This is a genomic window from Paraburkholderia tagetis (assembly GCF_022213065.1).
Taxonomy (GTDB): Bacteria; Pseudomonadota; Gammaproteobacteria; order Burkholderiales; family Burkholderiaceae; genus Paraburkholderia; species Paraburkholderia tagetis.
Genome location: NZ_JAKLJA010000017.1, coordinates 14139 through 27278, shown reverse-complemented (window position 1 = coordinate 27278; position 13140 = coordinate 14139). Strand labels below are relative to the sequence as shown.

Genomic DNA, 13140 nt, shown 5'->3' with positions numbered 1-13140 from the left:
GTTTTCCGCACCGTCCCGCGCCATCGCGCTTGATCCTGCTTGATCCCGCTTGGTCCCGCTTGGTCCCGCTTGGTCCCGCTCGATCCCGCTCGACCTCGGGAAACCAGGCCGATGAGCCGCCGCCCGCCGCTTTTCGCTAAAATTGGGGCAATTCGCCGAAATTACACATGACGTTCACATCGACTCCCGCTTGCGCCGCCCGCCGCCTCCCGCTTCCGCCGGGCACGCGCCCCAATGCCCGGGGCCTGCTCCGATGACCCGCCGCGCCAGCCCGCCCAACTTCGACGGCGCCGCGTTTCGCCGCGCGCTCGGCCAGTTCGCCACCGGCGTGACGGTCATTACGACGCGCGCGCCCGACGGCCAGCTGATCGGCATCACCGCGAGCTCGTTCAACTCCGTCTCGCTCACCCCGCCACTCGTGCTGTGGAGCCTCGCCACGCGATCGGCGTCGATGCCGGTGTTCCGCAGCAACAGCCATTATGTGGTGAATGTGCTCGCCGCGTCGCAGCTCGACCTGTGCAAGCGCTTCGCCACCGTGAAAGGCGACCGCTTCGAAGGCGTCTCGCACGCGGCCGGCGACTCGGGCATGCCCGTGCTCGACGGCGCCATTGCGTGGTTCGAGTGCCATAACCGCAGCCGCTACGACGAAGGCGATCACGTGATCTTCGTGGGCGAGGTGGAGCGCTGCGGCATCCGCGAACCGGGCCAGGACGGTCGCGACGACGCCGCGCCGCTCGTATTCCACGGCGGCGCGTTTCATCAGTTGCAGCCGCTTTAAGCCGCTTTAAGCCACTCTCTAGGCCGCGGCTGCCGAAAGCCCTTCGCTGGCGGCACCCGGCACGCCCCACGGCCCTTGCCGTCGAGCCTGGCAGCCCAGGCTGCGTCGATTAAACCTTCGGCTCCCCGCGATGCGTGATCAGATCGACCGGCACCCCCGACTCCGTCTTGAGCGTCGTGAGCACGATGTTCGAGCGGATGTCCATCACGCCCGGCGCCTTGTATAGCTTGTTGAGCACGAAGTCCGAGTAGTGCTTGAGGTTATGCGCGAGCACGCGCAGCAGATAGTGCGTCTCGCCGGTCACCACATACGCCCCCACCACTTCGGGCCAGTCGCGCAGCGCCGAGACGAAGCGCTCGTGCCAGCTTTCCTGGTCGTTGCGCATCGAGACCTGCACGAAGGCCTCCATTTCAAAGCCGAGAATCTCCCGATTCAGGCAGGCGCGATAGCGCTCCACCACGCCCTGCTCTTCCAGCAAACGCAGCCGCCGCAGACACGCGGAAGGCGAAAGCGAAATACGCTCGGCCAGATCCAGGTTGCTGATGCGCCCCTCGTTCTGAAGTACGGCAAGAATCCGGCAATCGGTGGCGTCAAGCGAGATGGCATTCATTTTTTGGTCTCCGTTCCCCTATTGACTCAAATTATGTGCCAAGAACTGTAGCGTACGACGTTTTTTTCGCAAGCACATTTCGTGGCGAGTTGCCTATCATTCGAAAGATACGGAGACAACCTCGTCAACCATATGAACGACCTCTGGGACATTTCCCCACCCATTCGCCCTGAAACACCGGTCTGGCCCGGCGATACGCCCGTTAGCATCGAGCGAGTCTGGCGCATGGAAGCCGGCTCGCCGGTCAACGTGGCGCGCGTGACGCTTTCGCCTCACACCGGCGCGCACACCGACGCCCCGCTGCACTACGACGAGGCCGGCGCGCCTATCGGAGCCGTGCCGCTCGACGCCTATATCGGCGCGTGCCGCGTGATTCATTGCGTGGGCGCGGCGCCGCTCGTGCTGCCCGAGCACGTGCAAGCCGCGCTTGCCGGCATCCCGCCGCGCGTGCTGCTGCGCACCTCCGCCAGCGCGCCTCAGGATCGCTGGGACAGCGCGTTTTGCGCCGTCGCGCCCGAGACGATCGACCTGCTGGCCAAGCATGGCGTGCGCCTGATCGGCATCGACACGCCCTCGCTCGACCCGCAGGAATCGAAGACGATGGATGCACACCACCGCATCCGCGCGCATCGCATGGCGATTCTCGAAGGCGTCGTGCTCGACGCCATCGCGCCCGGCGACTACGAACTGATCGCGCTGCCGCTGAAGTTCGCGACGCTCGATGCGAGCCCCGTGCGCGCCGTGCTGCGCGCGCTGCCGGCCCGAGCGTGAATGGCGCGCAGGCCCTGAAACGCCGTCAACGCTTGATCGAATCTTTCACATCAATTGCCCCGACCCGAGCCCCGACCCGACACTCACCGCACCCAGAACCGACATGAACAACCGTAACGACGCATTGGCGCTCGACCGCGCCGACCCGCTCGCCGCGCTGCGCGAGCAATTCTCGCTCGCGCCCGAGACCATCTATCTCGACGGCAACTCGCTTGGCGTGCCACCCACGGCGAGCGCCGCGCGCGCGCAAGCCGTGATCGGCGGCGAATGGGGCGAAGGCCTCATCCGCAGCTGGAACACGGCGGGCTGGTTCGCCATGCCGCGCCGCCTCGGCAACAAGCTCGCGTCGCTGATCGGTGCGGCCGAAGACGAAGTGGTCGTCACCGACACCATTTCGATCAATCTCTTCAAGGCGCTCTCCGCCGCGCTGCGCGTCGCGAACGCACGCGATCCCAAGCGCCGCGTGATCGTCTCCGAGCGCTCGAATTTCCCGAGCGATCTGTACATCGCACAAGGCCTCATCGAGCAACTCGACCGCGGCTATGAACTGCGTCTCGTCGACGACCCGAGCGAGCTGCCCGCCGCGATCCGCGAAGACGTGGCTGTGGCGATGATTACGCACGTGAACTACCGCACGGGCGAAATGCACGACATGCGCGCGCTCACCGAGCACATCCACGCGCAAGGCGCGCTCGCGCTGTGGGATCTCGCGCACTCGGCAGGCGCGGTGCCCGTCGATCTGAACGGCGCGAACGCCGACTACGCAGTCGGCTGCACCTACAAGTACCTGAACGGCGGCCCGGGCTCGCCAGGCTTCGTGTGGGTGGCCAGGCGCCATCAGGACACGTTCTCGCAGCCGCTTTCGGGCTGGTGGGGGCACAAGTCGCCGTTCGAAATGAACCCCGTCTACCGCCCGGACAACGGCGTCGGCCGCTACTTGTGCGGCACGCAGCCGATCATCTCGATGGCGCTCGTGGAATGCGGCCTCGACGTCTTCCTGCAAACCGACATGCAGGCGATCCGCCGCAAGTCGCTCGCGCTCACCGATCTATTCATCGAACTCGTTCAGACGCGCTGCAAGGAATACCCGCTCACGCTCGTCACGCCGCGTGAGCATGCGCAACGCGGCTCGCACGTGAGCTTCGAGCATCCGCACGGCTATGAGGTGATGCAGGCGCTGATCGCGCGCGGCGTGATCGGCGATTATCGCGAGCCGCACGTGCTGCGCTTTGGCTTCACGCCGCTGTATCTGCGTTACGTCGATGTCTGGGACGCCGTTGAAACGCTGCGCGACGTGCTCGCGACAGAAAGCTGGCGCAAGTCTGAATTCGCCGCACGCGGCGCCGTGACCTGAGGATCCCGAAATGACCGACCACATGCAGATTCCGGGCGTGCCCGACAGCGACGCCGCTCCCTCCAGCGCCACGAATGCCAGCGAAAGCGCGCGCGGCGGCTGCCCGTTTGGGCATGGCGCGGCGGCGGCAGCGCCGCAAGCGGGCGCGACCACGCCGGCCGAACCAGCGGCTACGCAAAAGGGCGAAGGTTGGCACGATGCCCAGCTCGATTTTTCGAAGTCGATGAGCTACGGCGATTATCTTTCGCTCGATTCGGTGCTCAACGCGCAGCACCCGCTTTCGCCCGATCACAATGAGATGCTGTTCATCGTCCAGCATCAGACGAGCGAGCTGTGGATGAAGCTCGCGCTCTATGAGCTGCGCGCGGCGCTTGCCTGCGTGCATCGCGACGAGTTGCCGCCCGCATTCAAGCAGCTCGCGCGCGTCTCGCGCATTCTCGAGCAACTGGTGCAGGCGTGGAATGTTTTGTCGACGCTCACGCCGTCCGAGTACACGGCGATGCGGCCGTATCTGGGCGCTTCGTCGGGCTTCCAGTCGTATCAGTATCGGCAGATTGAATTTCTGCTCGGCAACAAGAATGAGCAGATGCTCAAACCGCATGAGCATCGGCCTGAGGTTCATGCGCAGGTAAAAGCGACGCTTGAGGCGCCTTCGTTTTATGACGAAGTGATTCGGCTGCTTGCACGGCGCGGCTTTGCCATTGCGCCCGAGCGGCTCGCTCGCGACTGGACGCAGCCGACGCTGCACGATGCGTCTGTCGAGGCAGCCTGGCTAGAGGTTTATCGTAATCCTTCGCAGTACTGGGATTTGTATGAGATGGCCGAAGAGCTTGTCGATCTCGAAGACGCATTCCGGCAGTGGCGGTTCAGGCACGTCACTACGGTTGAGCGGATTATCGGCTTCAAGCAGGGCACCGGTGGAACGAGCGGCGCGCCGTATCTGCGCAAGATGCTGGATGTCGTGCTGTTTCCGGAGCTTTGGCATGTGAGGACGGTGTTGTAAAAGACCCCCACAAAGAGGAACGGCAGCGCGGCCCGGAACCGGTCGCGCTGCCGTTTGCGTTTATACCGCCGCGCCTACCGCTCGACGTGGCGGCCGTAATTGTCGTCGAAGCGCACGATATCGTCCTCGCCCAGGTAGCTGCCGCACTGCACCTCGATCATCTCGAGCGGCACGCGCCCAACGTTTTCGAGGCGGTGCATAACGCCCATCGGAACATAGGTCGACTGGTTCTCGCCAAGCAAGAAGACTTCGTCGCCGCGCGTGACTCGCGCGGTGCCGCTCACCACGATCCAGTGCTCGTTGCGATGGTAATGCACCTGCAACGACAGTGTAGCGCCAGGCGTGACCACGATACGCTTGACCTGGTAGCGCGAGCCGCGCTCGATTGAGTCGTAATAGCCCCACGGTCGCGCGACCTTGCGGTGGTGCGCGGCCTCGGTACGTTCGCCTTCGCGGATGCGGCCAACCAGCGCTTTCACGTCCTGCGCACGACTCTTGTCCGCGACCAGCACGGCGTCGGCGGTTTCGACCACGATCAGGTCCTGAGTGCCCACGCAGGCCACGAGCCGGCCTTCCGAATGCACATAGGTATCCGATGTATCTTCGAGCAGCACGTCACCACGCGTGACGTTGCCCGCCGCATCCTTCGGCATGATGTTCCAGACGGCGTCCCATGAGCCGACGTCGGACCAGCCCACTTCGAGCGGTACCACCGCGCCCTTCAGGCCGCCTTGTGCAAGCCGCTCCATGACTGCGTAGTCAATTGAGTCGGAGGGGCAATCGAGGAACGACTTCGCATCGATGCGCCACGATGCGCCGTCCGCGCTGCCCTTCCGATAAGCGTCCTCGCAGGCATGCGCGATGTCGGCGCGCAGTGCGCGGATCGCCGCGAGCCAGACCGAGGCGCGCATCACGAAGATGCCGCTGTTCCACCAATGGCGGCCGCCGTTCACGAAGGCCTCGGCAATCTCGCGCGGCGGCTTCTCGACGAAGCGGCAGAGTCCGCGCGCACCTGCGGCGAGGGCGCCCTTGTCAGCATCGAGCGCTTCACCGGTTTCGATGTAGCCGTAGCCCGTCTCGGCGCGCTGCGGCACTACGCCGAGCGCAACGATGCGACCTTGCTGTGCGAGGCCCGCCGCGACGCTCACCGCGCGCGCAAACGCCGGTGCGTCCAGGATCGCGTGATCGGCGGGCATGACGACGAGCACAGGATCGCCGCCGCCCGCGCTCGCTCGCATGGCGGCGAGCGTGAGCGCCGGCGCCGTATTGCGCCCCGCAGGCTCGACCATGACCTGCCAGTCGCGGCGGCTCACCTTGAGCTGGTCCGCCACCATGAAGCGATGTTCCTGCGCGCAGATCAGAAGGCCGCCGTTCGAGCCCGGCCGCGCGAGCGAATCGAGCCGCGCAACGGTCGATTCGAGCAGCGAGCGCTCGCCCAGCAAGCCGATCAGCTGCTTCGGATGGGCCTCGCGAGAAAGCGGCCACAGGCGCGTGCCTGAGCCGCCCGCGAGAACGACGGGCAAAATGTCGGGCGCGCCCTGCGCACCCGGTTGAGCGCCTTGTAGTGAGGCGTCGACGGTTTGGGGAAACGTCATCTTCAAGACTTTTCTTCGATTACCTGATCTCGATCGACCGAAAGCGGTGCGCTTTCGCGCCTCAATTCGGCTGCCTTTGAGGCACCCGCCCGTGCGGTGCCGCTCGCGTGTTCGGCCACCACGGCGTCATAGATGCGCCGGTAGGCCCGCGCCGTGCGATGCGCGGTAAACAGGTCCTCGAAACGCAGTGCCGCGCGGCGGCCCATCAGCTCGCACTGAAGCGCGTCGTTCCACAGCGCCTCCATCGCGCGCGCGAGATCTTCGTGATCGTTCGGAATGCATACGAGTCCCGTTTCGCCGTGGCGATTCACGTAGCTCGTGCCGGTGCCAATCTCGCAGGTAATCATCGGCTTGCCGAGCATTGCGCCTTCGAGCAGCGTCATACCGAACGCCTCGGCACGATTGGGCGAGGGAAAGACAATGGCACGCGACAGCTCGATGAGCGCCATCTTGTCTTCTTCCGGTAGCTGGCCGGTGAAATGCGCGCCCGTGATGCGGTGCTGTTGCGCATACGCGCGCAGCTCCGGCGCGAGCGGGCCGTCGCCGACCAGCACGACCGGGTAGCCGGTGCGCCGGATCGCTTCGAGCAGCACGTTCAGGCCCTTGTAGTAGCGGAATACGCCCACGAAGAGGAAGAACGGACCACCGCCCGTGCGCTCGCGCCATTTCTTCAATAACGCCTCGTCGGGCTTGGGGTAATAGTTGCGCGTGAGCCCGAGGGGTACGACCTCGACCTTGTCGCGATGTGCGCGCAGCACCTCGCTCGTCGCGGCATAGTTTGGCGATGTTGCGACAATGCGATCGACGCTGCGCAGGAAGCGATGCATGAGCGGCTTGTACATCGCGAGCAGCGTGCGCTGGCGCTGGATGTCGGCGTGGTAGGTCACGACCGAGGGCTTGTGCACGCAGCTCGCGAGGTGCGCGATGTCCGACATTGGCCAGGGAAAGTGGTAGTGGATCACGTCCGCTTCGCGCGCGAGCTGGCGAAAGCGCCGGATCACGCCAAGCGACAGCTCGACCGAGGCGAGCTTGAAACCGCTCTGCACGCGCTCGACGGTGTGGCCCGGCAAGCTCACGCGCTGCGCTGCGCCGCGCTGCGAAGTGAGGGTGAGCACGGTGTTCTCGACGCCCTGATCCGCGCCCGCGCGGCAAAGGTGATAGATGGACTGCTCGGCGCCCCCGACCGTATCAGGCAGATACGTTCGATAAAAATGCAGCACACGCATGATGCATGATCCGATATTCGAATGTGTATTCAGCAGCCCAGAATCGTGCAGGTCGTTGCTTGCACATCCGCATGGGCAGCGGTGTACGCGACTGCGCGGACTGCGCGTGCGGCCTCTTCAATCGCTTTCACTACCGGCCTCCTCCAGCTCGCCAATCTCGGCCTTCTTGCGCAGCTGCAATTCCGCTTCACCCTTGGCGAGCTTTTTGAGCAGTTGCGCATCGCGCACGATGAGGCGCCGGTAATCGCGCTCGATCACTTTGCCGTCGACGAGCGAGCGGATGGCGCGCGAAACGGTCTCCCGGCTTACGTTGGCCATGATCGCGATCGCCTGCTGATTGGGCAGATTCTCGATGGTGTACAGATCCCCGGCGCTCTTTTTCATGGACGCCTCAAGCACCGAGTACACCCGCGCATACGCGCGCGACAACCCGAGCATCGAACGGTAGTTCGATGCCTGACGAATGGTGCGGCACAGCCGTTGCAGCAATGCCTCGACCACCGCGGGATTGCGGTAGAAAAGGTTTTGCGCATGCGCTTTCGGCAGGAAACCGACAACCGATTCGCTCGTGGCAATGATCGACGCCGAACGCGGCCCGCCGTCGATGATCGACAGCTCACCGAAATAATCCCCCGGCTCGACGAAGTTCAATCCCACTTCCCGTCCATCTTCCGAGAGCGCGATGACCTGCAATCTCCCGGACATGAGCATCAGCAGGGATGACCCTGCATCCCCCTTGTGGACGACGAATTCGCGCTTCCCAAAGCGCCTGTAGCGAATATGCCGACTGGTTTCTTCAATCACATCATCGGCGACGTTGCGCAGGAGCTTTTGCTGCCTGAGCAGATCGATCGCCTTCAATGGTCCGAAGCTGCCTTTGAACTCTTCTGTGGACATCCTGGAGTTGCAGCCTTTTTATCTGGTCTGGCGCCACGATAGACGTCCGCGTAGTGAAAATCTGTGACAGCCGTCACAACCTGAACGAGGACACCACAGGTACTATCCTTGAAAAATCGCGCGCGAGAGAATGCGCACATAGACCAATGCCATCTACTACTATGCGGGGGCTGGCGGCCATCGTGCTGTCCGTCGTTTGCGCGGCCGTGGCCGCGCAAACGAGCCAGCCGGAGCAGAAGGGCCAGAGGGACGAGCCGGGCTTGCACGCGCACGAGGGTACCGCGGTGGCAGGCAAGGCAGTCGTCGTCGTGGGGCATGCGAGCGTCGTGAACGCCCGCGGCGAGCGCGCGCTCGCCTCCGGCGCGAGCCTCGCGGTGGGCGACACGATCGAGACCCGCACCGACGGCTATGTCTACGTCACAACCGTCGATCACGGCTTCATCAGCGTGCGGCCGAACTCGTCGCTCGGCATCGAGCGCTACGATTACGACGCAAACGCCCCCGAGCGCACCATCATCAAGCTCGTGCTCAATCGCGGCGTGGTGCGCGAAATCTCGGGCAAAGGCGCGCAGGCCGCGCGCGAGCACTACCGCATGAACACGCCCGTCGCGGCGCTGGGCGTGCGCGGCACCGACTTCACCGTGTTCACCACCAACAACATCACGAGCGCCTCTGTGCGCTCCGGCGGCATCGTCATGACACCGCTCGGCGGTGGCTGCGCGACGAGCGGCTCGGGCCCCTGCGAAGGCGCGAATGCGGCACAGCTCTTCGCAGACCTAAGCGACAAGGCGCTTCAGGTGACGCGCGGCGGCACCCATCCCGTGCTGCTCGACATGCGACTCACGCCGCTCACGACCGAAGGCGCCGGACAGAAGGCGGAAGACAGCGCGGCGCACGCGTCCGCCGCCATCACGCACGTCGATCCGGGCGTCGCGCCCGTGGAGCTGGCGTTGCCGCTCAATCAGCCGGACACGTCCTCTTCCACTCCGCAGACTCCGGCGTCGCCCTCCTCGCCGGCCAATACGATCACGCCGCCGGCCCAGACTCAGCCGCCCGAAACCCAGCAGATTTTCTGGGGCCGCTTCACGCCGCTCGCAAATTTGCCAGCCAACACGACGCTCGCCGACCTCGAGCAAGGCAAGGAGTCCATCGGCTATCTCAATCCGTTCGAGCTCGTGCGCATCCCGCAACCCGACATGGTGATGCCGCAGCAAGGCGCGTTCAACTTCAGCCTGACGCGGTCCGAGGCTTACCTCATCAATAATTCAACGGGCATCGCGACCGCCGCGACGATCGGCAATGCCGCGCTCGCGATCGATTTCGGGACGCGCCAGTTCACCACGAGCCTGCAAATGAGCGCGAACGGCACGTCCTACAACGTCCGATCGTTCGGCACCGTGAGCAATGACGGCAAACTTCAGTCAGACTTCGCTGCACCGGCCTTCGTAATCGGTGCGCTCGCAGGCAAAAACGCCACACAGGCAGGCTACATCTTCAACCAGGCCGTCGGCACCAGCCAGCAGATTAGCGGAGCCACTTTGTGGTCGAGGTAGTACGCCTGTCCCGACTCGACCGCCTGCGCCTCGCGATTTTCGGACTGACCCTTTTGGCGACCTGCCTGCTTGCCGCACGCGTGGGCGCGCCGCCGCTCTATGCGCGGCTCGGCTACGCGCTCGACGACTGGCGCCAGGCGCACACGCTGCTCGCGGCAACCGATACGCGCGTCGTGCTCGTCGACATCGACGAGCACTCGATCGACGCGATCGGCCCGTGGCCGTGGCCGCGCGCGCTGATCGCGCAACTCGCGCGCACGCTGTTCGTGCAGTACGGCACGCGCTCGGTCGGGCTCGACATTCTTTTCCCCGAAGCGAGCCAGCCCGCCGACGACGCAGCGCTGCTCGACGTCGCCCGCCACTATCCGCTCGTGTTCGCGCAGACCTTCAGCTTCGCGGCCACCGATCATCCGCCGCGCGTGGGCCAGACCGGCGGCGCGCTGAGCATGCGTTCGAGCGCACCGCCGATGCCGGTCGCCAGTGGCTTCGTCGGCAACTTCTTTTCGGACGCCGATGTTTGTGTCGGCCATGTGACCCCCCATACTAGTGCCGACGGCGTCGTGCGTACCGTCGCACCGCTGATCCGCTACGGCGCGCATCTCTACCCGATGTTCGCGTGGCAACTGCTGGCATGTCGCACGGGCACCGCGCGGCAGGCTGCCCCGCCCGACCCCGCTGCGCTGCCCGGCGAAACGGATGGTCTCTTCCACGTGCCGTTCAGGCGCACAGCCGCGAACTACGATGTGATCCCCGCCGTGGACGTCCTCGCCGGCAGCGCACCCGAGGGGCTGCTGCGCGGACGCTATGTGGTGGTGGGATCGTCCGCGCTCGGCCTGAACGACCACATCGCATCGCCCATCGACCCGTGGCTGCCCGCGATGGTAGTGCACGCCGAACTGCTCGACGCGTTGCTGGACCTGCGCTCCGGCCCTGGCGCCTCATCGCTCGCCTTCGCACGCTGGCTGCCGCTCGCATGGGCTATCGTCTCGCTCGCGCTGCTGGCGTGGCTCTCGCGTCAGCGCCGCGCCTTGCTCACCTTGCCCGTTGCCGCTGCAACCACCGCGCTGTGGCTGTGCGTGCAGCTCTGGCTACGCGCCCTGCCCGCCGATCAGCTCGCGCTGCCGCTCGTGCCCGCCTTCGTGTTCGTGTTCGTGCAGGCGCCGCTCGAATGGATCGCCTCGCTCGTCGCCATGCGCGCGTTCGAGCGCCGCTTCAGCCAGTACCTGCCGCAATCGGTGCTGAGTCATATCATGCGGCGCTCCGACCAGGACGCGCTCAAGCCGCAACGCCGCCAGATCACGGTGCTATTTGCCGACATCGAGGGCTACACGATGCTCGCCGAGCAGATGCCGCCCGAGCAGCTCGTCGCGATGACCGAAGTCGTGCTCACGCGCCTCACCCAATGCGTGTACGACACCGAGGGGACGCTCGACAAATACATGGGCGATGCGTTGATGGCGTTCTGGGGCGCACCGCTCGAGCAGCCCGATCACGCCCGCCGCGCGCTCGACTGCGCGCAGGCCATGTTGCGCGAAGTTGCGGCCATCAACCGCGATGCGGTGGCGCTGCCGCATGGGCGCGCGCTGCGCGTGCGCATTGGCGTGAACAGCGGCAGCGCGATGGTGGGTGAACTGGGCTCGGCGTCACGGCAGTCCTATACGGTGATCGGCGACGCGGTCAATGTCGCGTCCAGGCTCCAGGAATACGCACGCACGGCCTCGACAGACCTGCTCGTGGGTCAGGAAACGGCTCGCCTCACAGCGGGCTACCCCCTGCGGATGATTTCCGAGGTGACGTTACGGGGCCGCGGCGCGCCGGAGCGGCTCTTCGTCCTCGACGAACCTGAAGCCATGCTCGATGCGGTTCGTTGACCGGTTCCCCGGCCTGCGCGCGAGCGCATGGCACGCGCTGCGCCCGGCCATCGCACTCGGGCTGTGCGTTGGCGCGCTGTTGGCCGGCGCGCCGCCAGCGCACGCCCAGCAGGCGGACGGCCCGCCTCCGGTCACATTGCCGATCGCACCGCCAGCCGCACCGCCAGCCGCACCGCCAGCCGCACTGCCGCCGGGCGCGGCAACGCCTGCAGACGCGCAACCGACAGACGCCGGGATGCAGAACATCATCGACGACGATCTCGAGGCTCAGGCCAATGCTGCAATGGCGGAGGGTCATCCGGAGCAGGCGCTCGCGCTGCTCGACGAACTCATCGAACGCGACCCGCGCCGCGCCGGAGCGCTCCTCGAAACGGCGCTGCTGCACTGCCAGCTCGGCAATCGCGATTTGACGCGCCAGACGCTCGCGCGCATCGAATCGAGCTACAAGGTTCCGCCGGCCATCGAGAAGCTGATCCGGTTCTACAGGAGCAGCACCTGCGTGCCGGCAACGCGCACGCCGCAACTGATCGCGAGCGTGCGCGCGGGCGTGACGTCCAACGCGAACTTCGGCCCGTCGGACCCCGTAGTCACGTTTGCCGACAGCGCGCCGTTGCATGCCCTCATACTCGCCCCGGACAGCCTCGCTCACAGCGATCAGTTCGTCGAATCGTCGCTGCAGGGCGAGTTGCCGATGCGCTTCATGCCGGGCCTCACGCTGTTCGCGGGGGTCACGCAACGCCAGTACCGCGACCTGCACGACTTCGACCAGCGCATCGCGAGTGTCGGCGCGGCGCATCAGTATACGTTCGCGCACGGCAGCATCGAGAACCAGGCCGCCGCCGACGTGTTCTGGCTCGGCTCGCGGCTCTATCAGAGCGACATCTCCTGGCACACCGGCTACTGGACGCCGCCCACGGCGTTCCACGACTCGATCGCGCGCGCGGGCGTCGACTTCACGGTGACCGACACCAGCTATCCCGGCAATTCGCTCTACAACGGCGTGCGCTTCGAGTTGCACGCGACCATGCAGGCGCGCATCGGGGCGCGCACATCGGTGCAATTCTTCGCCGGACCGGTGTGGGAGGCACCTTCGGGCGACCGGCCGGGCGCATCGCGCCACGGCTATGCGGCGTGGCTCGCGCTCGACTACGACCTTGGCCGTTACGGGCAGTTCGAGGCCATCCTGCAGCGCCGCACGCTGATCGACTCTGTGCCCTTCGACCCGGTGTTCTTCGGCTCGACGGTCCAGAACCAGACCATGCAGGCCGTGTCGCTGCAATACGCCTACCCGCTCACGCAACACTGGTCGCTGTACACACGCTTCCTGGCGCAGCGCGTCTCCGACTCGATCGAGCCTTTCGCGTACAGCGTGCGCGAAGCATCGGTGGGCGTGTCGTGGAAATACTAGCCGGAGCGCCGGCGTTGCGAGACGCGTAGAGGAAAGCGACGATCTAAAAGACGTGTGCCCCGAATCGTAAAGCG

At 65.6% G+C, this 13140-nt stretch carries 11 protein-coding genes; 7 read left to right on the top strand and 4 right to left on the bottom strand.

Annotated features, from left to right (window positions below; all coding sequences use genetic code 11):
- Positions 1-253: 253 nt before the first annotated feature.
- Positions 254-778, top strand: a complete 525-nt coding sequence (locus L5014_RS20010; RefSeq protein WP_238465486.1) for a flavin reductase family protein — start codon at positions 254-256, stop codon at positions 776-778.
- 109 nt (positions 779-887) lie between these two features.
- On the opposite strand, the gene L5014_RS20005 is transcribed toward L5014_RS20010, so the two are convergent.
- Complete coding sequence (locus L5014_RS20005) at positions 888-1388, bottom strand: Lrp/AsnC family transcriptional regulator (protein ID WP_238465485.1); 501 nt, start codon at positions 1386-1388, stop codon at positions 888-890.
- Positions 1389-1520: 132 nt separating this feature from the next.
- Here L5014_RS20005 and kynB point away from each other — a divergent pair, with 132 nt between their 5' ends.
- The 3 genes from kynB to kynA all read left to right on the top strand — a co-directional run bounded on the left by kynB (position 1521) and on the right by kynA (position 4516).
- A complete protein-coding gene (kynB, locus tag L5014_RS20000) occupies positions 1521-2159 on the top strand; it encodes an arylformamidase (RefSeq protein WP_238465484.1) in 639 nt (212 codons plus the stop codon).
- 103 nt (positions 2160-2262) lie between these two features.
- Positions 2263-3513 (top strand): kynureninase, encoded by a 1251-nt coding sequence (gene kynU, locus L5014_RS19995; protein ID WP_238465483.1) that lies wholly within the window; start codon positions 2263-2265, stop codon positions 3511-3513.
- A 10-nt stretch (positions 3514-3523) separates the two neighbouring features.
- Positions 3524-4516 (top strand): tryptophan 2,3-dioxygenase, encoded by a 993-nt coding sequence (gene kynA / locus L5014_RS19990; RefSeq protein ID WP_238465482.1) that lies wholly within the window; start codon positions 3524-3526, stop codon positions 4514-4516.
- Between the two features lie 74 nt (positions 4517-4590).
- On the opposite strand, the gene L5014_RS19985 is transcribed toward kynA, so the two are convergent.
- The 3 genes from L5014_RS19985 to L5014_RS19975 all read right to left on the bottom strand — a co-directional run bounded on the left by L5014_RS19985 (position 4591) and on the right by L5014_RS19975 (position 8234).
- Positions 4591-6111: a mannose-1-phosphate guanylyltransferase/mannose-6-phosphate isomerase gene (locus L5014_RS19985; protein ID WP_238465481.1), complete on the bottom strand. Its 1521-nt coding sequence runs from the start codon at positions 6109-6111 to the stop codon at positions 4591-4593.
- A 2-nt stretch (positions 6112-6113) separates the two neighbouring features.
- Positions 6114-7337 carry a glycosyltransferase gene (locus L5014_RS19980; RefSeq protein ID WP_238465480.1) on the bottom strand — a complete coding sequence of 408 codons (1224 nt, stop codon included), beginning with the start codon at positions 7335-7337 and terminating at the stop codon, positions 6114-6116.
- A 117-nt stretch (positions 7338-7454) separates the two neighbouring features.
- Complete coding sequence (locus L5014_RS19975; RefSeq protein WP_238465479.1) at positions 7455-8234, bottom strand: Crp/Fnr family transcriptional regulator; 780 nt, start codon at positions 8232-8234, stop codon at positions 7455-7457.
- Between the two features lie 146 nt (positions 8235-8380).
- Here L5014_RS19975 and L5014_RS19970 point away from each other — a divergent pair, with 146 nt between their 5' ends.
- Genes L5014_RS19970 through L5014_RS19960 form a run of 3 tightly spaced genes read left to right on the top strand, consistent with a single transcriptional unit; the run spans position 8381 to position 13066 of the window.
- Positions 8381-9787 carry a FecR family protein gene (locus L5014_RS19970; protein ID WP_238465478.1) on the top strand — a complete coding sequence of 469 codons (1407 nt, stop codon included), beginning with the start codon at positions 8381-8383 and terminating at the stop codon, positions 9785-9787.
- Positions 9775-11658, top strand: a complete 1884-nt coding sequence (locus L5014_RS19965) for a CHASE2 domain-containing protein (protein WP_238465477.1) — start codon at positions 9775-9777, stop codon at positions 11656-11658. Before L5014_RS19970 ends, L5014_RS19965 begins: the two co-directional genes overlap by 13 nt.
- Positions 11645-13066, top strand: a complete 1422-nt coding sequence (locus L5014_RS19960) for a tetratricopeptide repeat protein (RefSeq protein ID WP_238465476.1) — start codon at positions 11645-11647, stop codon at positions 13064-13066. Before L5014_RS19965 ends, L5014_RS19960 begins: the two co-directional genes overlap by 14 nt.
- The last annotated feature ends 74 nt before the right edge of the window (positions 13067-13140 follow it).

Bases quoted from the DNA above. Each gene is read 5' to 3' on its own strand.
- L5014_RS20010 (WP_238465486.1), top strand. From the start codon at position 254: ATGACCCGCCGCGCCAGCCCGCCCAACTTCGACGGCGCCGCGTTTCGC.
- L5014_RS20005 (WP_238465485.1), bottom strand. From the start codon at position 1,388: ATGAATGCCATCTCGCTTGACGCCACCGATTGCCGGATTCTTGCCGTA.
- kynB (WP_238465484.1), top strand. From the start codon at position 1,521: ATGAACGACCTCTGGGACATTTCCCCACCCATTCGCCCTGAAACACCG.
- kynU (WP_238465483.1), top strand. From the start codon at position 2,263: ATGAACAACCGTAACGACGCATTGGCGCTCGACCGCGCCGACCCGCTC.
- kynA (WP_238465482.1), top strand. From the start codon at position 3,524: ATGACCGACCACATGCAGATTCCGGGCGTGCCCGACAGCGACGCCGCT.
- L5014_RS19985 (WP_238465481.1), bottom strand. From the start codon at position 6,111: ATGACGTTTCCCCAAACCGTCGACGCCTCACTACAAGGCGCTCAACCG.
- L5014_RS19980 (WP_238465480.1), bottom strand. From the start codon at position 7,337: ATGCGTGTGCTGCATTTTTATCGAACGTATCTGCCTGATACGGTCGGG.
- L5014_RS19975 (WP_238465479.1), bottom strand. From the start codon at position 8,234: ATGTCCACAGAAGAGTTCAAAGGCAGCTTCGGACCATTGAAGGCGATC.
- L5014_RS19970 (WP_238465478.1), top strand. From the start codon at position 8,381: ATGCCATCTACTACTATGCGGGGGCTGGCGGCCATCGTGCTGTCCGTC.
- L5014_RS19960 (WP_238465476.1), top strand. From the start codon at position 11,645: ATGCGGTTCGTTGACCGGTTCCCCGGCCTGCGCGCGAGCGCATGGCAC.